Source organism: Actinoplanes sp. CA-131856 (assembly GCF_050956135.1).
In the GTDB taxonomy this organism is placed as follows: Bacteria; Actinomycetota; Actinomycetes; order Mycobacteriales; family Micromonosporaceae; genus Actinoplanes.
Genome location: NZ_CP191849.1, coordinates 2349138 through 2368954, shown reverse-complemented (window position 1 = coordinate 2368954; position 19817 = coordinate 2349138). Strand labels below are relative to the sequence as shown.

At 69.2% G+C, this 19817-nt stretch carries 19 protein-coding genes; 10 read left to right on the top strand and 9 right to left on the bottom strand.

The annotated features are described in order from the left end of the window. Position 1 precedes the first annotated feature (1 nt). Positions 2 to 829, top strand: a complete 828-nt coding sequence (locus ACQP2X_RS11385) for an SDR family NAD(P)-dependent oxidoreductase (protein ID WP_498696185.1) — start codon at positions 2 to 4, stop codon at positions 827 to 829. Positions 830 to 1405: 576 nt separating this feature from the next. On the opposite strand, the gene ACQP2X_RS11380 is transcribed toward ACQP2X_RS11385, so the two are convergent. Further along, positions 1406 to 2263 carry a hypothetical protein gene (locus ACQP2X_RS11380; protein WP_498696184.1) on the bottom strand — a complete coding sequence of 286 codons (858 nt, stop codon included), beginning with the start codon at positions 2261 to 2263 and terminating at the stop codon, positions 1406 to 1408. A gap of 107 nt (positions 2264 to 2370) precedes the next feature. Between ACQP2X_RS11380 and ACQP2X_RS11375 the strand changes: the two genes are divergently transcribed. The 3 genes from ACQP2X_RS11375 to ACQP2X_RS11365 all read left to right on the top strand — a co-directional run bounded on the left by ACQP2X_RS11375 (position 2371) and on the right by ACQP2X_RS11365 (position 5084). Beyond that, on the top strand, positions 2371 to 3840 hold the full coding sequence (locus ACQP2X_RS11375; protein ID WP_498696183.1) for a family 43 glycosylhydrolase: 1470 nt from the start codon (positions 2371 to 2373) through the stop codon (positions 3838 to 3840). Between the two features lie 56 nt (positions 3841 to 3896). Continuing rightward, positions 3897 to 4532, top strand: coding sequence for a DUF3159 domain-containing protein (locus ACQP2X_RS11370; protein ID WP_498696182.1), 636 nt, complete (start codon positions 3897 to 3899; stop codon positions 4530 to 4532). A gap of 69 nt (positions 4533 to 4601) precedes the next feature. Then, the gene (locus ACQP2X_RS11365; protein WP_498696181.1) at positions 4602 to 5084 is read left to right on the top strand and encodes a universal stress protein; all 483 of its coding nucleotides are present in this window, start codon (positions 4602 to 4604) and stop codon (positions 5082 to 5084) included. A gap of 6 nt (positions 5085 to 5090) precedes the next feature. On the opposite strand, the gene ACQP2X_RS11360 is transcribed toward ACQP2X_RS11365, so the two are convergent. Beyond that, positions 5091 to 6734, bottom strand: a complete 1644-nt coding sequence (locus ACQP2X_RS11360) for an ATP-binding protein (protein ID WP_498696180.1) — start codon at positions 6732 to 6734, stop codon at positions 5091 to 5093. A gap of 18 nt (positions 6735 to 6752) precedes the next feature. Beyond that, a complete protein-coding gene (locus ACQP2X_RS11355; protein ID WP_097318880.1) occupies positions 6753 to 7127 on the bottom strand; it encodes a response regulator transcription factor in 375 nt (124 codons plus the stop codon). A gap of 264 nt (positions 7128 to 7391) precedes the next feature. On the opposite strand from ACQP2X_RS11355, the gene ACQP2X_RS11350 reads away from it, so the two are divergent. Together ACQP2X_RS11350 and ACQP2X_RS11345 are read left to right on the top strand one after the other, a co-directional pair. Continuing rightward, the gene (locus ACQP2X_RS11350) at positions 7392 to 7622 is read left to right on the top strand and encodes a hypothetical protein (RefSeq protein WP_498696179.1); all 231 of its coding nucleotides are present in this window, start codon (positions 7392 to 7394) and stop codon (positions 7620 to 7622) included. Positions 7623 to 7972: 350 nt separating this feature from the next. After that, positions 7973 to 9871, top strand: coding sequence for an anthranilate synthase family protein (locus ACQP2X_RS11345; RefSeq protein ID WP_498696178.1), 1899 nt, complete (start codon positions 7973 to 7975; stop codon positions 9869 to 9871). Positions 9872 to 10001: 130 nt separating this feature from the next. Here ACQP2X_RS11345 and ACQP2X_RS11340 read toward each other — a convergent pair whose 3' ends face one another. Further along, positions 10002 to 11345, bottom strand: coding sequence for an alpha/beta fold hydrolase (locus tag ACQP2X_RS11340; protein WP_498696177.1), 1344 nt, complete (start codon positions 11343 to 11345; stop codon positions 10002 to 10004). Between the two features lie 110 nt (positions 11346 to 11455). Here ACQP2X_RS11340 and ACQP2X_RS11335 point away from each other — a divergent pair, with 110 nt between their 5' ends. Then, positions 11456 to 12745, top strand: a complete 1290-nt coding sequence (locus tag ACQP2X_RS11335; RefSeq protein ID WP_498696176.1) for a sensor histidine kinase — start codon at positions 11456 to 11458, stop codon at positions 12743 to 12745. Further along, on the top strand, positions 12733 to 13410 hold the full coding sequence (locus ACQP2X_RS11330; protein ID WP_498696175.1) for a response regulator transcription factor: 678 nt from the start codon (positions 12733 to 12735) through the stop codon (positions 13408 to 13410). The genes ACQP2X_RS11335 and ACQP2X_RS11330 overlap by 13 nt, the downstream gene beginning before the upstream one ends. A gap of 41 nt (positions 13411 to 13451) precedes the next feature. Here the strand turns inward: ACQP2X_RS11330 and ACQP2X_RS11325 are convergent, their stop codons facing one another. The 4 genes from ACQP2X_RS11325 to ACQP2X_RS11310 are packed head-to-tail and all read right to left on the bottom strand — an operon-like array spanning position 13452 to position 17587. Then, positions 13452 to 14657: an ABC transporter ATP-binding protein gene (locus tag ACQP2X_RS11325; RefSeq protein WP_498696174.1), complete on the bottom strand. Its 1206-nt coding sequence runs from the start codon at positions 14655 to 14657 to the stop codon at positions 13452 to 13454. A 6-nt stretch (positions 14658 to 14663) separates the two neighbouring features. Beyond that, on the bottom strand, positions 14664 to 15497 hold the full coding sequence (locus tag ACQP2X_RS11320; RefSeq protein WP_097318874.1) for a carbohydrate ABC transporter permease: 834 nt from the start codon (positions 15495 to 15497) through the stop codon (positions 14664 to 14666). Beyond that, positions 15498 to 16463: a carbohydrate ABC transporter permease gene (locus ACQP2X_RS11315; RefSeq protein WP_498696173.1), complete on the bottom strand. Its 966-nt coding sequence runs from the start codon at positions 16461 to 16463 to the stop codon at positions 15498 to 15500. After that, complete coding sequence (locus ACQP2X_RS11310) at positions 16460 to 17587, bottom strand: ABC transporter substrate-binding protein (protein WP_498696172.1); 1128 nt, start codon at positions 17585 to 17587, stop codon at positions 16460 to 16462. The genes ACQP2X_RS11315 and ACQP2X_RS11310 overlap by 4 nt, the downstream gene beginning before the upstream one ends. A gap of 300 nt (positions 17588 to 17887) precedes the next feature. On the opposite strand from ACQP2X_RS11310, the gene ACQP2X_RS11305 reads away from it, so the two are divergent. Together ACQP2X_RS11305 and ACQP2X_RS11300 are read left to right on the top strand one after the other, a co-directional pair. Next, on the top strand, positions 17888 to 18466 hold the full coding sequence (locus ACQP2X_RS11305) for a mycothiol-dependent nitroreductase Rv2466c family protein (RefSeq protein WP_498696171.1): 579 nt from the start codon (positions 17888 to 17890) through the stop codon (positions 18464 to 18466). 97 nt (positions 18467 to 18563) lie between these two features. Further along, positions 18564 to 18833 (top strand): hypothetical protein, encoded by a 270-nt coding sequence (locus ACQP2X_RS11300; protein ID WP_498696170.1) that lies wholly within the window; start codon positions 18564 to 18566, stop codon positions 18831 to 18833. Positions 18834 to 18941: 108 nt separating this feature from the next. Here ACQP2X_RS11300 and ACQP2X_RS11295 read toward each other — a convergent pair whose 3' ends face one another. Then, a complete protein-coding gene (locus tag ACQP2X_RS11295) occupies positions 18942 to 19808 on the bottom strand; it encodes an LLM class flavin-dependent oxidoreductase (protein WP_498696169.1) in 867 nt (288 codons plus the stop codon). Positions 19809 to 19817 lie beyond the last annotated feature (9 nt).

Genomic DNA, 19817 nt, shown 5'->3' with positions numbered 1-19817 from the left:
AATGGCCAAGGTATGGCTCGTGACCGGCTGCTCCGGCGGCCTGGGACGCCAGATCGCCGCGTCGGTCCTGGCCGCCGGCAACCGCCTGGTGGCCACCTCACGCCGAGCGTCGTCATTGGCCGGCCTCGCGGCCGAGTTCCCCGGCGCCGTACGGCTCGTGGAGCTCGACGTCACCGATCCCGACCAGTGCGCCACGGCCGTGGAGGCGGCCGTGGAGACCTTCGGTGGCCTGGACGTGCTGGTCAACAACGCCGGATACGCGGACATGGCGGCCTTCGAGGACATGCCCCCGGCGGTCTTCCAGGCCCAGATCGACGCGAACTTCACCGGCGTGGTGAACCTGACCCGCGCGGCACTGCCGGTGATGCGCGCTCAAGCTCGCGGTCACATCATCCAGATCTCCTCCGTCGGCGACCGGGTAGCGGTGCCCGGCCTGAGCGGCTATCAGGCGGCGAAACACGCGGTCAACGGCTTCTCGGCCGCGCTGGCCCTGGAGGTGGCCCCGCTGGGCATCAGGGTCACGGTCGCCGAGCCCGGCGGCATGCGCACGGAGTGGGCCGGCACGTCGATGACGACGCTGCCCCTCTCCGAGGCGTACCGTCAGGTCATCGAGCCGGTCGAGGCCAGCCTCCGAGCCGCCAGCGGCCACCAGCCCGGCGACCCGGCCCGCATCGCCCAGGTCCTGCTCGACCTGGCCGAGGCCACCGACCCGCCAACCCGCCTGCTGCTAGGCACCGACGCGGTCGAGGTGGCCCGTCAGGCGGCCGAGGCCCTGGCCGCGTCGGACACCCGCTGGCAGAAGGTCAGCGAGTCGACCGACTACCGCTGAGTCACGGGGCCGGGGCGAACGCCCCGGCCTCACGGCTCCACCCGCACAGGCCTTCCGCCGATCGCGCCGGAAGGTGATAGGCGCGCACATCCGCGACCGTTCCCCGATGGCGCGTCGGTCCCGCCCGGGATGAGCCACTGCTCGACCTCAGGCGCTCACCGACGCCGGTTCTCTACGTCCGGCTCGCCCAGTAGGGGTTTGCCAAGCACCTCGAACATCTCATGCGAACTGCGCGACACCAAAGACACAGCCTCACGCATCCTGCGGGCTAGCCGCCGCGAATCTCGGCGATCGAAGGCGAACGAGGGATCGGTGGACGGCCGACGAGCGGCACACGCCAACACCATCGAACGGCCGCCCGCTCTCAAGGAGGTGGCTCACCGCCGCCCCGCACCCACGGCGCGCCGGCCGTGGTCTCATCAATCCGAGCGACGACCCCGAGCCCGCTGGGGCACCACATCATGACAGTCCTCATCGGACACCTTCATCTCCAGACCTCCGTCCTGACGCTGCCGGGCCGAAGCGAAAAACGTAACAGGATCGGTGAGGGTGGCACATCAGACCAGGGGTTGACCCTCAGCTGAGCTTCGCCGAGAGGGCATCGACCAGCTCGCGGTAGGCGGTTCCGTCCGCAGCCGGTGGGTCGGAATCCGCGGCGACCTCGTCCGCGACGACGGCGGACTCGGTGAGCTGGAGGAGCAGGTCGGTCCAGCGAGGACCGGTGAGGGTCATGCGGGTGCTGGTGCCGCCGACATCGGTGCCGGCGCGCAGCAGGCGCTGCTGGGAGGCCGAGAGCGTGATGGTGTACGAACGGTCCGGGCGCAGGCCGAGCTCGTTCAGCGCCTCCAGGCTGACGTCGCCCAGCTGCCGGTAGTCGACGGCGGCCGGGGAGACGGTGAACTCGCACCAGCGCGACCAGGCGTCCGCGCTGTCGATGGTGTCGATGCGCGCCCGCCAGCGATACGTGGCGCCGGGAGCGAGGTCGCCCGGCCCGAACTCGAGGCCGGGGGAACCGGAGGCGCCGGTGGTGTCGCCACCGTTCAGGGTCTCGTATTCGTAGGCGATCGCCTCCCCTGGGGCGGCCGTCGCCGTCACCGTGGCCAGGGCCGTGCCGAACACCGGACGGGCGGGACCGCTCACGCAGTCGGCCGGCGTCGGGGCCGACACCGGCCGAGTCGGAGTGACCACACCGCCGGGGTCCTCACACCGCACCCCGGTCGAGATGTTCGGGGTGTCCCGATATCTCTCGGCCAGTTCCGCGAGAGCCTTCCGGCAAGCGTCGTCCAGCGGCTCGCCGGCCACCGCCACGCCGTCCACGGTCACATCACGCAAGGCCACGTCGTCTGACGCCGCGCCGCCCGACGACGGCATCGATCCCGCCGCCGTCGCGAGGACGATGACGAGAACGGCGATACCGGCCGGCCAGCGCGCCATCGTTGCCTCCCTCAAGCTCGATCGGCCGCAGTCTAATGGATCTTGATAGAGATTGACACAGGTCGATGTGAACGTTCACTATCGGGGTTCCCACGAAAGGAGCTCCCATGTCCCTGCATCGAATACGCGCCGCCGCCGCGGTGATTCTCATGCTTGTGGCGACTGTTGTCGCCGTTGTGCTGCGACCGGCCGGAGCGCAGGCGGCTGTCACGTTCACCAATCCGCTCGCGGCCGCGCCCTATGGCGCCGATCCGTGGATGGGCTATGACAACGGCTACTACTATCTGGCCGCCACGACCTGGAACTCGCAGATCGTCATCAAACGGGCCACGTCGGTGGCGGCCCTGCCCGGTGCGGCCGAAACGGTCGTCTACACCGGGACGGGCTCGGCCAACTGCTGCAACGTGTGGGCGCCGTCCCTGCACAAGATCGGGACGCGCTGGTATCTCTACTACTCGGCCGGTCCGGCTACGTGCTGCGACGGCCAACGGTCGTACGTCCTGGAAAGCTCCGGATCTGATCCTCTCGGTCCCTACACCTATCGCGGGCAACTGAACGTGCAGGCCGGCAACGGGTGGGCCATCGACGGCAGTGTCGCCACCATCAACGGCCGCAACTACTTCTTCTACTCGGCCTGGGTGGGAGATCTGCAAAGCCTGTTCGTCGCGCCGCTGAGCAACCCGTGGACCGTCGGCTCCTACGGAACAAGGATCTCTTATCCGACGTACGCCTGGGAAAAGATCGGGAGCAGCGTCGAAGAGGCACCGTACGTCCTGCAGCGCAACGGAGTCACTCATCTGACCTTCTCGGCCAGTTCGTGCAACACCCCGGACTACAAGCTCGGCATGCTGACCCTGACCGGCAGTGATCCCCTGGCGGCGTCGTCGTGGACCAAGAAGAGCACGCCGATCTTCCAGCGCAGCGATGCCAACGGGGTCTACGGGCCCGGCGGACAGGGGTTCTTCAGCTCCCCCGACGGCAGCGAGACCTGGCTCGTCTATCACGCCAACGAGACCACCGGGCAGGGCTGCGGCGGCACCCGCACCACGCGGATCAAAAAGGTGAGCTGGAACAGCGACGGCAGCCCGAACCTGGGCACACCGGATCGGGTCAGCAGCACGCTGACCGCGCCGGCCGGCGACCCGGGCGGCAGCGTGACGTTCCCGGCCGCGGGCACCCGCTATCGCCTGGTCAACCAGAACAGCGGCAAGGTGCTCGACGCGGCCAACTGCGGCACGGCCAACGGCACGGCGATCCGGCAGTGGAGCTCGCTCGGCAACGCGTGCCAGCAGTGGACGTTCACGAAGACGACGAGCAACTACTACCGGATCACGAACGCCAACAGCGGCACCGTGCTCGACGCGGCCAACTGCGGGTCGGCGCTCAACCTGTGGGCCAGCCTCGGCAACACGTGCCAGGAGTGGAGTGTGACGCCGGTGAGCGGCCGTTATCTGATCGCCAACCGCAGCAACGGCCAGGTCCTGGACGTGGAGAACTGCGGCACGGGCGACGGCGCGGCGGTGCGGCTGTGGGCGGCGCTCGGCAACGCCTGCCAGCAATGGAGCATCACCCCGTAGCCCCCGGCGGGTGGTCTGCGGTTAGGCTTTCCTAACTTCGAAGGACGGGGTTGGGGATGGCGCAGCCGGAGTCGCTGGCGGAGCTGCTCAACGGGCGGCGCGCGGCGATCGACGCGACCGTGCCGGCGGCCGGATATGTCGTGGGGTGGCTGGCCGCCGGACGGTCGATCTGGGCCGGCGCCATCGTGGCGGTCGTCTGCGCGCTGGCCATCTCGTGGTGGCGGCTGCGACACGGCGACAAGCCGAGGGCGGTGCTGATCGGCCTGCTCGGCGTCTGCGTGGCGGCGCTGATCGCGTTGCGCACGGGTAATGCGGCCGACTTCTTCCTGCTCCAGCTGTTCAGCAACGCGGCCAGCGCCCTGGCGTGGGCGGTCAGCATCGTGATCCGCTGGCCGCTGCTGGGCGTGATCGTGGGGGCCGTGCTGGGCCAGAAGACCCGGTGGCGCCGCGATCCGGCGCTGCTCAGGGCGTACATGCGAGGCAGTTGGATCTGGGTCCTGCAATATCTGATCCGGGTCGCGGTGTTCCTGCCCCTGTACGCGGCGGACCAGGTGACGGCGCTGGGGGTGGCCCGGGTCGCGCTGACGTGGCCGCTGGTCGCGGCCTGCCTGGCGGTGAGCTGGTGGGTGATCAGGCGTTCTCTGCCGGCGGACCACCCGGGCCTGCGCCATCCGGTGACGGCGGCGGCGTAGCCGTCAACAGCGCGTCAAAAATCCCCTACGCCTCTGGCATCTGTTGTGCGGTGGAGTCACCGTAGCCCGGTGAGCGATTCGAAGGTGATCCTCGGGGTGTCGTCGTCCCTGCCCGGGCTCGAGGCCGCGCGCTTCGCGGTGAGGCAGGCGAGGCAGAGGTCGGTTCCGCTTTTGGCGGTACGGGCATGGATGCTGAACACCGGACCGAGGTCACGCCCGAGTCTGGAGTGGGAGCGAGCGCTGGCCGCGGAGGCCCGTCGCCGCGTTGACGAGACGTTCGAGCTGGCCCTGGGCACGACCCCGGCCGAGCTCGACGTGATGGTGCGGGTGCCGTCCGGTTCGGCCGCCGCCGCGTTGCGCCACTACGTGACCGGCGCCGACGACCTGATCGTGATGGGCGCCCCCAGCAGCCGCTGGTGGGGCGGAGGCACAGTCCGCCGCTGTGTGCGAACCGCCGCGTGCCCGGTGATCGTGGTGCCGCCGCCGGCGCTGTCCCGCATCCCGTCCCGGCGGCTGGCTCAGGAGGCCATCGACTACACGAGCCGCTCGTAAGCCCCTTCACGCCTCCCGGCCGCTGCCGTCGCGGCTCGTTCCGGACAGAACGGGCACAAGCTCGTCGGCCGGAAGCTTCACGGTGACGGTGGTGCCGACGTTCTCGGTGGAGCGGACCTCGATGGTCCCTTCGTGGTTGCCGAGGATGGTGTGAACGATCGCCAACCCGAGCCCGGTGCCCGGCACCGCCTGCCGAATGGCGTTGCTGGCCCGGAAGAACCGCCCGAACAAAGCCTCTCTCTCATCCTCGGGAATCCCCATACCCGTATCGGCGATCACAAGCACGGCGTGGTCACCGCGCCGCTCGGCGGTAACGGTGACAGTTCCCTCGGGCGGCGTGAACTTGACCGCGTTGGACAGCAGATTGTCGAGCACGCGGTCGAGCTGGGCGCTGTCCCCGCGCACCGGAACGGGCCCGCGCACTTCGGCGTGCAGCCCCACGAAGTTCTTGGCCGCGGTCGGCTCGACCGAGGCAACGGCCCGCAGCACCACTTCGGCCAGGTCGAGCGGCCCGCGCAGGGTCCGGAAGTCCCCCGACTCGATCCGCGACAAGGTCAGGATGTCCTCGATCAGGTCCCGAAGCCGCCGAGCATTCCGGGCGATGACATCGAGCATCCGCTCCTGCGAAGCGGTCAACTGCCCCGGCTCGGCGTCCCGCATCAATTCCACATACCCGGAAATGCTGGTCAAGGGCGTCCGCAACTCATGCGACACGGTAGACATGAAATCCGTCTTCACCGTGTCGATCTCATGCAGCCGAGCAACGACAAGCTCCTCGTTACGCCGCATCTCCTCGGTACGCTCAGCCGCCGCATCCAGCGCTTCCGCAATAGCCCGAATCTCCGCCGGCCCATGCCGGCCCCGATCAGCGCCAACCGCATCCGCCGTTCCACCAGCCGCCGCCCCGACTCCCTCAGCGCCGCCTCCCGCTGCGCTGTCCCGCGCTACGCCGGTCGCCGCTCCGCCGCTCGCCGAGGACGCTCCGGCCGTCGCTCGCCTCTGGGCTTCCGTGACGACCGCGGTCAACGGTTCGACGATCCGGCGCCGGGTGCGGATGGCCGTGAGCACCGCGAGCGCCGCGGCCACCACCGTGAGCAGGGATATCACCCCGATGGTCACCCAGCGCAGCGCCTCCGCCCGATCACCGAGATCGGCCGCGCGCTCCTCGGCGGAGATGCGCAGCTCATCGTTGGCCGCCACGAACGCCCGGAACAGCGGTTCCCCCTGCTCCGCGTACCCGGCAGCCTCCTCGCTGCCCGGCGCCGCCCGCCGTTGCAGCTCCGCGATCGCCCACCAGCCGTCGGCCTGATCGATCTGCGCGGCGGCCACCGCGGCGTCCCGATCGGTGCCGAGCCGGACCAGTTCGTCGCCCACGAGCCCGTACTCGCTGCGGGCCACCTCGTAGGTGTCGAGCATCCGCTCGTCCCCCGTCAGCGAGTACCCTCGCAGCCCCGCCTGCGCCTCGCTCAGCACCGTCCGCAGCTCGGCGTTGGCCACTTGAAGCGGATGAACCTCGGCGACCAGTTGCCGCTCCGCGTGATGCTCCACGAGCACCGCCGTAAGCTCCACCGCCCCGCACCCGACGACCAGCGCGACCAACCCCGTGAAGGCACTGGTCAGCAGCCGGCCGACCGAGCCCTCACGTCGCATCGTCCGCCCGGGCGCTGCTCACGCCCGGGCTCGGCTCAGCAACGCCTGAATGCGGGAGACCAGCTCGCGCGGGCTGAACGGCTTGGTCACGTAGTCGTCGGCGCCGGCGCTGAACCCGCCTTCGACGTCCTGCTCCTGCACCCGCGCGGTCAGCATGATGATCAGGATCCCCGCCGTGGCCGGATCGGCCCGCAGCATGCGGCACACCTCGATCCCGGACAGCCCCGGCATCGACACGTCGAGAACCGCCAGCGTCGGTTGCCGGCTCCGCGCCTGCTCGACGGCGCTCTGGCCGTCCTCGACGGCGATCACCTCGAACCCCGCCTGCTCCAGCTTGAACGCCACCAGGTCGCGGATGTCGGCGTCGTCGTCGGCGACCAAGACCACCGTCACGGCAATCTCCCTCTGGTTGGTGGACGCAGCTTTCGCTACTTATTGGGACCATATCCGGTTAGTCCGAGTTGTGAGGCCGCTCCGCAAATGCTCGGCACCCATCGCCACCTCCCGCCCCACGGCCGGGGCGGTGCGCTGCCGCGCCGCGTCAGGTGTTCTCCACGGCGCAACCCACCCGCACCCTGCGCGCAGCGGGCCTGCGCCCGCGCTCCGGTGTTCTGTTTGCAGACGCCCACTCTCCTTTGAGCCGGCAGGAGGTTCCCGATGCACGCCGTGATCGACGCCATCCGCACCGAGGCGCTTTTCGCTTCGAACCTGCAGCGTTCCCAGAGCCCCACCCCCGAGCTGATCCGCGCCGCCGTGAACTCGACGGTCGACCGCCTCGGCGAGGCCCGGTGCGCCGAGGTGGTGGCCCAGGAGTTCGGCGAGCACCCGGACTGCGCCATCGGCCGCATGCGCTGGGCCCGCAACGCCGTCCGCCTGGCCTTCGCCTGACGGCCCAGCCCGGCCACCCGACCCGGCCCGGCCAAACCGGCCAGCCCAGATCGGCCAGCCCAGATCGGCCAGCCCAGATCGGCCAGCCCAGACCGGCCCGGGCTGGCTGGCCCAGCCCGCCCGGCGCGATCAGCCCGGCCCGGTCCGTGTGGCGTGTCCGTTGCGCCGGCCCGTGACCGGGCCGTAGGCTCGCCCTCATGTTGCACGCGCGCTTGAGCATGTGGTGGCCCGCCAGACCGGCGGCCACTTCTCCCCGCGCGTAACCACTTCACGCGGCCGCCTCCCCGAGGCGGCCGTTTTCGTATGGTCGGACCTCGGTCGGCGCCGCCGAGACCCGAAAGAGGACCACCATGCGGCCTTTCGCCCTGCTCCACCGGGACGGCGCCGACCACGTCGAGGTGCTGACCGGCGACGTCGTGACCGTAGCCACGCTCGACGACATCCCCTTGCACCGCGGCCGTCCCACCTTGGCTGTCATCCCCTATCGCCAGATCACCGAACGCGGCTTCGACTGTGTCGACGACGGCGCCCCACTGGAGTGCCTGGTGGTGCGCTCGACGCGGAACGAGCCGCTGAGCTCTTTCCCCGCCGCACCCCTCAGCGTCCGCGACGGCCGATTCGACCTCTCCGACGCTGAGTACGGCTCGATCGTCGAGGACGTCCTGCGCGACGAGATCGGCCACGGCGAGGGCGCCAACTTCGTGATCCACCGCGTCTTCCAGGCCACCGTCGACGGCGACCCGATCGCCGCCGCCCGAGCCGCCTTCGGCCGCCTGCTGGCCCACGAACAGGGCACCTACTGGACCTTCCTCGTGCACACGGGAACCCGCACGCTGATCGGCGCCACCCCGGAACGCCACGTCAGCGTCGCCGACGGCATCACGATGATGAACCCGATCAGCGGCACGTTCTGCCACGGCTCCGGCGACCTGCTCGACTTCCTGCACGACCCGAAGGAGACCGAAGAGCTCTACATGGTCCTGGACGAGGAGCTCAAAATGATGGCCACCGTGGCCGAGCACGGCGGCCAGGTGGCGGGCCCCTATCTCAAACAGATGGCCCATCTGACCCACACCGAGTACCTGCTGGCCGGCCGCGGTTCCCTCGACGTCCGCGACGTGCTGCGCGAGACCATGTTCGCCCCCACGGTCACCGGCAGCCCCATCGAGAACGCCTGCCGCGTGATCGCCCGGCACGAACGCCGCGGCCGCCGCTACTACGCGGGCGTCCTGGCCCTGCTCGATCATGACGATCAGGGCCGCCAGACGCTCGACGCCCCCATCCTCATCCGCACCGCCGAGATCTCCCCCGACGGCACCCTGCGAGTCCCGGTGGGCGCGACCCTCGTCCGCCACTCGACCGCCGCCGGCGAGGTCGCTGAGACCCACACCAAGGCCGCCGGCATCTTGGCCGCGCTGGGTGCCACCTCTTCCGGTTCCTCCGCTGTACGCCCACAGGCCGAGACGCCGGAGGTCCGCGCCGCCCTGGCCGCCCGCAACGACGGCCTGGCCCGATTCTGGCTCGACTCCCGCGCCCCCGGCGCGCTCACCGTTCCTGCCCTCGCCGGCCGGACGGCCCTGATCGTCGACGGCGAGGACACCTTCACCGCGATGCTGGCGCACCAGCTCAAAGCCCTCGGCCTGACCGTGACCGTGGCCCCGTGGACCGCCTTCGCCCCCCATCCCGGCCTCGCTCCCGCCGCCCCCCGACCGGACTCGGCAGCCGATCTCGCCGGCCTGCTCGCGGGCGAGACATCTCGGATCGATCCGCTCGCCGCCGACCTGCTCGTGGCCGGACCCGGGCCGGGCGACCCGGGCAACGCCGACGACCCGAAGATGGCCGTCATGCGCGATCTCATCGAGGCACGGCTGGCCGCCGGCAGGCCGCTTTTCGCCGTCTGTCTCGGGCACGAGATCCTCGCCGTCCTGCTCGGGCTCGCTCTGCGCCGTCGCGAAGCCCCTTATCAGGGCCTCGCTCGCGAGATCGACCTCTTGGGCCGGCAGCGCCGGGTCGGCTTCTACTCCAGCTTCGCCGCGGTCTCGGAGGTGGACGAGCTCGCCACCCCACACGGCACGGTGGAGATCGCCCGCGACCCGGCCGACTCCGCGGTCCACGCGCTGCGCGGGCCCGGCTTCGCCGGCGTGCAGTTCCACCCGGAGTCGGTGCTCAGCCGCGATGGACTGACCGTGCTCGCCGAGCTTTTGCCGATATTGATGGCTGACGTGGTTAGCCCGGCCAGGAACGGGTAGCGAAGAGGGTTGCCGGTGGTTCAAGGGGATCGAGAGCCTCCGCTTGGGCCACCGGCCCGCACCACTATCTGGTGCGTGCGCGGCACCTGCCCCGCCGGCCGGCACCGGAGCCGGGACGACGGTCGCGCGCTCAGCCGGCCAGAACATCGTCAAGCACCGCCACGAATCGGTCCGGCTGCTCGAAGATTGCCCGGTGTCCCGCCCCGGTAATCACGACGAGCTCTTTTCTCGGTGCCCGCAACTGCTCGTACCACTCGTCGAAGAGCACCTCGAGTCCCCGCATCTCATCGGCACCCTGCACGAACCACGCCGGTACCGGCAGGCTGGGCGCGTCGCGGCGCAGATCGATCTCCTGCATCCGCGGGTAGAGCACCGACCAGGTGTCGAGGATCGCGTTGATCGTGTGGGCCTTCTCCAGCAGCGTGTACTCGCGGACGCCGATCTCGAACCCGAGGGACGGCTGCGCGTACGCCTCGTTCTCGTACAACATGATCGGCTCGTATCCCCAGACGTCCGGATAGGGTGGCGGCCCTTGACCGGCCAGCTGCTCCGCCACGTCGTTTCGGCCGGTGGCCCGGGCCCAGGCCAGGATGTCGTCGTAGAAGATCCGGTCGCTGGCCCGCAGATCGACGCCTTGACCGGTGCCGATGTAGGCCGCGAACTTCTCCGGGGCACGTTGCAGCGCGAGCACCGACAGAACCGAGCCCCCTGAATGCCCGAGCAGATAGATCTTGTCGCGGTGGAAACGCTCCCGTAGATAGTCCGCGACATCGACGATGTCCTGCACCATCCGGTCGAGTGTGGCCCTCGACGTCGGATCGAGCGCCGGATAGGAGGCCCCGCCGCCCCGGCGATCGAGGGTCGCCATCACGAAGCGCTGCTCGACCGCGCCGAGATGGTTGCGGACAGCACCGAGCTCGGAGCCACCCGGCGCGCCCGGAACGAACAACAGCACCGGCGCGTCGGCGTGCGCACCCCTGATCATGACGTTGAGCCGGCCGACCATCGCCAGCTCGGTCACGCCGCCCGGAATCGGCGCGGTGCGGGCCGGAATGGCGATCGCGGTGATCAGGAGCAGAACCCCCGCGGCCGGTAGCGCGACCAGCACCTGCCCGAGCCGCCGGCGGACTCCCCGGCCGATCACCAGGCCGAGCAGCATCGGCAGAAGCGTGAGCACGAATTGAAGGCCACGACCGGCGACCAGCACGACGAGGCCGAAGACGCTGGCATGCGGTGGCCCGGTGGACGGGCCGGCATAGCGGGACCGGGCGATCTCGAGCCCTAATAAGAAGGCCACCGGCACGAGGGCCAGCAGGAGACGGGAACGGCCGACGTGGCCGGCGGCAAAGCCGAGCGCCGCGCTGACCGCCACCGAGCACAGCGCCTCGGTGATCGTCAGGGGGCCACGCGGGGTCCAGAGGCCGGCGGTGACGCCCCAGCCGGCCGCGAGCACTGTCCACACGATCGATGTCATGCCGCAGAGGATGGCGGACGGACCGGGCCGGGCACACGATGCTTTGGAAGGGGTCGTACCCATACTTTGGTAGGTCCTCAACGGACGCCCGCCCTCGTAGGCTGCGGGTCATGTCGTCGCTGCCGTTCCAGTTGCTGGTGCCCGATCCGCCGGGCGGCCGGCGCTCGGTCGTCCGTGACCGGGCCGCCGACCTCATCGCTGTGCTGTGCGCTCTGCTCTACGGCGCCACCATGGTGCCACTCGGCGACGCGACCTCGCCGTCCGCCGCCATTCCCTGGCAGGCCGATGTGGTGGTCGGTGTGCTGTGCGCGCTGGCGCTGTTCGGCCGCCGGCGATGGCCGCTCGCCGTCTGCCTGGTCCTGCTACCCGTCGGCGCCGTTTCGGTGATGGCGACGGGCGCCATCCTCATCGCGCTCTTCACCGTGGCGATCCGCTATCGCGCCGGGGTCGTCCTCATCCTCGCCGCCGCCCACGTCAGCACCGGCATCGTCTATTACGCACTCCAGGACAACCCGCCGTTCCCGCTCTGGGTCGACATCGTGATGCGGGCCGCGACCAGCCTCGCCACGATCGGCTGGGGACTGTTCCTGCGGGCGTACCGGCGGTTGACCCTGTCTCTGCGCCAGGAAGCGCTGCGGGCGATCGAGGAACAGCAGCTGCGGATCGACCAGGCTCGGCTCACCGAGCGGTCCCGCATCGCTCGCGAGATGCACGACGTGCTGGCGCACCGCATGTCGATGGTGAGCCTGCACGCCGGTGCGCTCGAGGTGAGCAGCGACGCGCCTCCCGAGGAGATCGCGGCGGCCGCGCGGACGATCCGGGTGAGCGCGCACGAGGCTTTGGAGGAGTTGCGCGCCGTCATCGGAGCGCTGCGTGAAGAGGGGCCAGCGCAGCCCGAGCCGCCGCAGCCCGGGCTCTCCGATGTGGAGGAGCTGGTGAACGGCGCACGCACCTCCGGCATGACTATCGACTTCGTCTGGATGAGGCCGCCCGTCGAACCGTCGCCCGTGCTCGGGCGCACGGCCTACCGGCTGATTCAGGAAGCGCTGACCAACGCCCGCAAACACGCGCCCGGCGAGTCGGTGGATGTTCGCCTCGACGGCGCGACGGGCGAAGACCTTCGCATCCTGGTCACCAACGCGCTGCCGGCCGGCGCAGGCGACAGCGACTCCGGCTGGCACCACTGGCCCCGATCGGATGGTGGTGCCGATGAAATGCCCGAGTCGGACGAGGCGGCCGACGGCAGGCCGGGGAGGGCCGAGGCTGTTGACAGCGTGCCGGGGTCGGGCACCGGCCTGGTCGGGGCCGGCGAGCGGGCAGACCTGGTCGGCGGGCGTGTGGAGTACGGGTGTGATGATCAGCGCTTCCGGTTCGAGGCTTGGCTGCCATGGCGGGAGTGATCGAGGAGAAGCGGCCCATCCGGCTGGCGATCGTCGACGACGACGCCATGGTTCGGGGTGCGTTGCGGCTGCTCTTCCGGCAGCAGCCCGACATCGAGGTCGTCGCGGAGGCGGAGAACGGCGCCGAGGCGATCACTGTGGCGGCCGCGAACTGGCCCGACGTCATGCTCATGGACATTCGGATGCCCAAGCTCGACGGCATGGTCGCCACCCGGCAGATCCGGAGCCAGGCGGCCGCGCCGCAGGTCATTATGCTGACGACGTTCAACATCGACGAGTACGTGGTCGAGTCCCTGCGGTGCGGGGCCAGCGGCTTCTTGCTCAAGGACACGGATCCGCAGGAGATCATCGCGGCCGTGCGGAGGGTCGCGGCCGGCGAGAGCATGCTGTCGCCGGCCGTGATCAGGAAGGTGGTCGACTACGTCGCCGATCCGGCGGCCGGTTCGCGGCGGGCCAAGGCCAAATCGAAGCTCGCGGTCCTGACCGACCGGGAGCACGAGGTGGCTATCTGCCTGGGTGATGGCAGCTCCAACGCCGAGATCGGCGCCGCCCTCGGCATGAGCCTGCCCACGGTGAAGGGCCATGTCTCACGTGTCATAGCCAAGCTCGCGCTGAACAACCGCGTGCAGGTGGCCATCCTCGTCCACGATGCGGAGCTGTTGTGAACGGCGAGCGCCCGCGTGACGGGCGCCCGCCGTTCCCGCGGTCAGGACGCGGCCACTCCGGCCGCGCGGCCCTCGTGCAGGGTGATGTTCTTGCCGTCGCGGGGGTCGAACAGGTGGATCTTTTCGAGGTTCATCCAGACCTTGGCGTCGGCGCCGTCGCGCACCCGCGACTCGGCCGACAGGCGGGTCACCAGGCTGTCCTGCGGCGGCAGGTCCGCGCCGCCCGCGTCGGCGGCCAGGTCCTCCAGGTCGGCGGAGGCCGCGTGCTCGCCTTCGACGGTGAAGTAGACGTACTTGTCCGAGCCCATCGACTCGACCAGGTCGACCGGGGCGGTGAACTCGAATCCCTTCGCCCGCTGGGTCTCGTCGATGAGGCGGGCGTCCTCGAAGTGTTCGGGACGGATGCCGACGATCAGCTGGCGTGGGGCGTCGCTTCCGCTGAGCGTCCGCTTCATCCGCTCGCCGAGCGGCAGGTCGCCGAGCGGTGTGCGCAACATCGACTCCTCGACGGCGGCGGGCAGGAAGTTCATCGACGGCGAGCCGATGAAACCGGCCACGAAGAGGTTGACCGGGTTGTCGTAAAGGGTCTGCGGGTCGCCCACCTGCTGGATGTATCCGCCGCGCATGACCACGACCCGGTCGCCCAGCGTCATGGCCTCGGTCTGGTCGTGCGTCACGTAGACCGTCGTGGTGCCCAGCTGCTTCTGAAGACGCGACACCTGCGTACGCATCTGCACCCGAAGCTTGGCGTCGAGGTTGGAGAGCGGCTCGTCCATGAGGAACGCCTTCGGGCTGCGGACGATCGCCCGGCCCATGGCGACCCGCTGGCGCTGGCCGCCCGACAGGTTGGCCGGCTTGCGGTCCAGGTAATCCGTCAGCTCCAGGACGCGGGCCGCGTCCTCGACCTTCTGGTTGATCGTGGCCTTGTCCATCTTCGCGAGCTTCAGCGGGAAGGCCATGTTCTCCCGGACGCTCATGTTCGGGTAGAGCGCGTACGACTGGAACACCATCGCGATGTCCCGGTCCTTCGGCGCCTTGTCGTTGACCCGCTGTCCGCCGATGCGCAGCTCGCCGGAGGTGATGTCCTCCAGGCCGGCGATCATGTTCAGCGTCGTGGACTTCCCGCAGCCCGACGGGCCGACCAGGATGATGAACTCGCCGTCGGCGATCTCCAGGTCGATGCCGTGCACGGCGGTGGTGCCATCCGGATAGCTCTTCGTGACCTTGTCAAGAACGATGTCAGCCATGGAAACCTAACCCTTCACCGCGCCGGACGTCAGGCCCGCGACGATGCGCCGTTGGAAGAACAGCACGAACAGGATGATCGGGATCGTGATCACCACGGCGGCCGCGGAGATCGCGCCGGTGGGGTCCTCGAACTGCGAGGCACCGGTGAAGAACGACAGCGCCGCCGGGACCGTGCGCGAGCGCTCGGTCGAGGTGAGCGAGATGGCGAACAGGAAGTCGTTCCAGCAGAAGATGAAGACGAGGATCGCGGTGGTGAAGACGCCCGGCGCCGCCAGCGGGGCGATCACCTTGCGGAACGCCTCGCCCTGCGTGGCGCCGTCCATCTTCGCCGCCTTCTCCAGGTCCCACGGGATCTGCTTGAAGAACGCCGACAGCGTGTAGATCGCCAGCGGCAGGGCGAACGTGATGTACGGCAGGATCAGGCCGGCCCATGTGTCGAACAGGCCCGTGTTGCGCTCGATGTTGAACAGCGGCGTCACCAGCGACACCTGCGGAAACATCGCGATGAGCAGCGACACCCCGACCAGCAGTCCCTTGCCGGGGAAGTCGAGACGGCTGATGGCGTATGCCGCCATGGTGCCCAGGACGACAGCGATCGTGGTCGCGATCAGCGCGATGCCGATCGAGTTGATCAGAGCGCGGACGAACTGGTCGGTCTGGAAGATCAGCTTGTAGTTGTCGAGCGTCCAGTCGCGCGGGATGAAGTTGCCGTCGGTCAGCGTCGGCGTCGTCTTGAACGACAGCGACGCGATCCAGAGCACCGGAATCAGGGCGAAGACGACGACCACCGCGTCCAGCAGACCCCATTTGACCTTCGCGGAGGTGTTCACGGTAGCCATCTAGCGTCGACCCTCCTCGCTGGCGCCCGGCGCCGCGGTGCCGAACAGCTTCACGAAAATGAACGCGATGATCGCCACCGTCAGGAAGATCAGCACGGACATCGTCGAGCCGATGCCGAGGTTGAGCCCCTTGATCAGGTTGTTGTAGGCGATCATCGACACGGACGACGTCTCGTTGGCGCCGTTGGTGAGCACATAGATGTTGTCGAAGACGCGCAGCGCGTCCAGGGTGCGGAAGAGCAGGGCGACCAGGATCGCCGGCTTCATCACCGGCAACATCACCTTGGTGAACCGCTGCCACCAGCTCGCGCCGTCCATCGAGGCCGCCTTGAGCAGGTCGTCGGGCACCAGGGCGAGACCGGCCATGAGCAGCAGGGCCATGAACGGCGTGGTCTTCCAGATCTCGGCCAGGATGATGATGGCGAGCGCGCTGGCCCGTTCCGTCAGCGGCGCGCCCTCGGGGCTGACCAGGTTGGCCAGATATCCGGTGCCCGGTGTCCAGGCGTAGCGCCAGCTGAAGGCGGCGACGACCGTGACGATGCCGTACGGGATGAGGGCGGACGTCCGTACGAGCCCTCGCCCGACCAGCGTGCGATGCATGATCAGCGCCAACCCCATGCCGAGCACCAGCTCGACCACGACGGAGACGACGGTGATCAGCATGGTGACGCCGAAGGCCGTCCACCAGTAGCTGTTGGACAGCACGGTCACGTAGTTCTCGAACCAGACGAACTGCCGGTCCTCGGGGAACTTAAGGTCGTAGCGCTGCAACGACAACCAGAACGAGTAGAGGATCGGGTACGCCGTCACGACCACCATGACCAGCGCGGCCGGCGCGCACAGCAGCCAGCCCAGCTTGCGCTCCTGCTTCTTGCCCTCGCTCAGTTCGGCGCGGCGGCGCTGACGTTGGCGCGGAATCTTCTGCTCCGCGGTCTCCGCCGCCGGCGTGGTGCTGGAGATGCTCACGGCAGCACTCCCTTCGATTCGAGGGCGTCCTGGATGGAGCTCTTGAGCTCGGCGCCGGTGCGGTCCGGCTCGATGCTCGCGGGCGGCGAGAGCTCGGCCGAGACGACGGTGGAGAGGTTCTGGTACGCGGGGGTGCGCGGCCGCGGAGCGGCGTCCTTCAGCTCCTCGAGCAGCGTCTCCTTCATCGGGTACGCCTTGGCCATCTCCGGCTCGTTGTATACGGCCTCGATCGACGGCGGCTGTCCGGCGTTGATGGCGAGGTACTTCTGTGCCTCGGGGCCCCGCAGGCACCTGGCCGCCTCGAACGACTGCTCCGGGTGCTTGCTGAACGCGCTGACCGCGACGTTGGAGCCGCCGATCGTCGTGATGCTCGGCTTGTTCGGGTCGATGCCCGGGTACCGCGCCCACGCGACGTTCTTGGCGAGGTCGGGGGCGTCGCTCTGCATCGAGGCGTACACGTACGGCCAGTTCAGCTGGAACGCGCCGCCACCGTTCTGGAAGGCGAGCCGGACGTCGTCCTCGATCGAGTTGGAGAACGAGGGGCTCGTCACGCCGGCGGTCGCGAAGGTCTTCAGAGTCCGCAGGGCGTTGACCGCGCCGGCGTCCATCACGGCGGACTTGCCGTCCTCGCTCACCACCGTGCCGTCGGAACTGGCGACGAGGCTGTTGAACAGCACGACCAGGCCCTCGTACTGGGCGCCCATGGTGAGCACCTGGTACGTCTTGCCCTCCGCCTTGAGCTGCTGGGACATCTGGATCATCTCGTCCCATGTCTTCGGCGGGGTGGGTACGAGGTCCTTGCGGTACCACAGCAGCTGCACGTTGGTGTTGTTCGGCGCCGCGTACAGCTTGCCGTCGTACTCACCTGACGCGAGCGGTCCGGGCAGCGTGCCGTTCTCGACCTCACTCTTGTCAGCGCCGGTCCACTCCTTGATCCAGTTGGCGCTGGCGAACTCCTGGGTCCAGGTGACGTCCATGCCGAGCAGGTCCATGCTGTCGTCCTTGGCGGCGAGGCGGCGGACCATCTGGACCCGCTGGTCGTCGGCCGCCCGGGGCAGCACCTGGTACTTGATTTCGTACTTACCCGCCGCCTGCTGGTTGCACATGTCCACGACGGATTGCATGTTCTCGACGGGGAACTGGTACAGGTTGAGGACGGGTACGCCGCCGTTGTCGTCTGATCCGCAGGCTGCCAGCGGTGCTGCCAGGGCTAGCGCGGCCCCCGCCGCGAGTGCCCGAGCGCGCAGGGTGCGCCTTTGCGGATGTCGGTCGATAGTCGCCATTGACCCTCCATCCGGCCGAACGTGCGTCGAAGTGATCTCTGTCACTTCGACGGCCAGTGATCCTCCTGCCCCACACAGCGACGAAACAAACCCCTCCTGGTTCCGGGAAACGCAGGCCCGGCGGCCCCTAGGCTGTGATCCATGGAGGCCACTTACTACTTCGATCCCGCGTGCCCGTTCACCTGGCGCACCTCGCGCTGGCTGGTCGCGGTCGCCCCCGAGCGCGACCTGACCCTGCGCTGGCGCGCGTTCAGCCTGAAGATCCTGAACGGCGACAACATCCCCGAGCAGTACCGGGCGGCCACCGACGCGTCCTTCCGGGCGCTGCGACTGGTCGAGGCCCTGCGAGCTGATCGCCGTGAGGAGGTGGCGGCGGCGTTCTACACCGAGATCGGCACCCGGGTGCACGACGGCGGGGCGGCGCTCACCGACGAGCTGGTGCAGGAGGCCGCGGAGGCCGCCGGCATCGAGGACGCCAAGTCGGTGCTCGACGACGCGAGCTGGGACGACGCCGTGCGGGAGTCGCACGAGGCGGCGCTCGCCCTGGCCGGGCCCGGGATCGGCTCGCCGGTCGTGCACGTCGAAGGCGCCAAGCGCGGCCTCCACGGTCCGATCATCGGAGCGGTGCCCGAGCGCGACGAGGCCCTGGCGATCTGGGACGCGGTCGCGCCGCTGAGCCGCATCGACACCTTCTTCGAGGTGAAGCGCGGCCGCGGCTGAGAGTTGGCTGTGGACACGTCGTGGGTGGGGCTTGATGCGTTTAACGGCGTGAGGGGGGCGGGTATCCGCGTCGCGCCGCAGAACACGGGAGGGGTACATGGCCGAGCCACAGGTCACCTTGGATCCACAGAGCCTCAACCCGGTGGAGGAGAAACTTCGCGAGCCGCTCGAGGAGCAACTCACCTCGGCGTTGCAGGTCGCGACGGACAAGCTTCGGCACGAGTATGCCGGGCAGAGTGTCGACGAGCTCACCGCGGTGCTCCTGGACGAAACCAGGTCGCATCTGCATCCGGACATCGCCGCCGGGTTCCACCCGGATCACTACCAGCTGCGCCAGGTGGCGGAAGCCATCGCCGCGGAGCACTGAGACGGTGGAGCACTGACACCGTGCAGCGCTGAGACCGGGCAGCGCTGAGACGGTGAAGGGCTTGGGCGAAAGAGGGCCGGCCGTGGGAACGGTCGGCCCTCTGTGGTGTCAGGCGCGGACCAGGTCGCGCAGAGTGTCCATGGCCTTGAGGCGGGTCGGGCCGGTGCCCAGGAGGGCGTCGGGGATGATCAGCTCGTCCAGGCCCAGGGACTCGTACTCGGCTATCGCGTCCTTCAGAGCCCCGATCGAGCCGCCTATCACCGGGGCGGTCAGGCCGTCGGGGATTGAATTGTCGACGACCGTCAGTGCCTGGGCGGTTCGGGCTATTGTTCGCGGGTCGCGGCCGATTGTGGCGCAGTGGTCGTTCAAGACCTCTGACTTCTGGGCTATGTGCGACGGCACTCCCCACGTGTTCCACGCGTCGGCGTGCTCGGCCACTATGCGGAGCATCCGCTTCTCGCCCTTCGCGCCGATCAGGATCGGCGGCGGGGTGCGCAGCGGCTTCGGGTCGCATTCGGCGTCGGTGAGCTGGTAGTACTCGCCTTGCAGGGTGGTGCGGGGCTCAGTCAGCAAACCCTTGATGGCCAGCAGGCCCTCGACGAAGCGGTCGATGCGCTGCTTCACCGGGGGCAGCTCGATGCCGTACTGCTCATGCTCGTTGATCTGCCAGCCGGCGCCCACACCCAGCCGGAAGCGGCCGCCGCTGATGTGGTCGACCGTTGCCGCCATGTTCGCGAGGACGGCCGGGTGACGGTACGTCATGCCGTACACCAATGTGGTGATCTCGATCCTCGGCACCGCCGCCGCCAGGGCGGCCACCACCGAACCGCACTCGAGCACCGGGCCCGAACCGCCGTTGGGCATGAAGTGGTCGGCGAAGTGCACGCCGTCCCAGCCGGTCTCCTCGGCGTGCCGGGACGCCTCGAGCACGCCCGCGAAGCTCTGCCCCGCGCCCGGCCAGATGGAAAGTCGCATACCGCGATC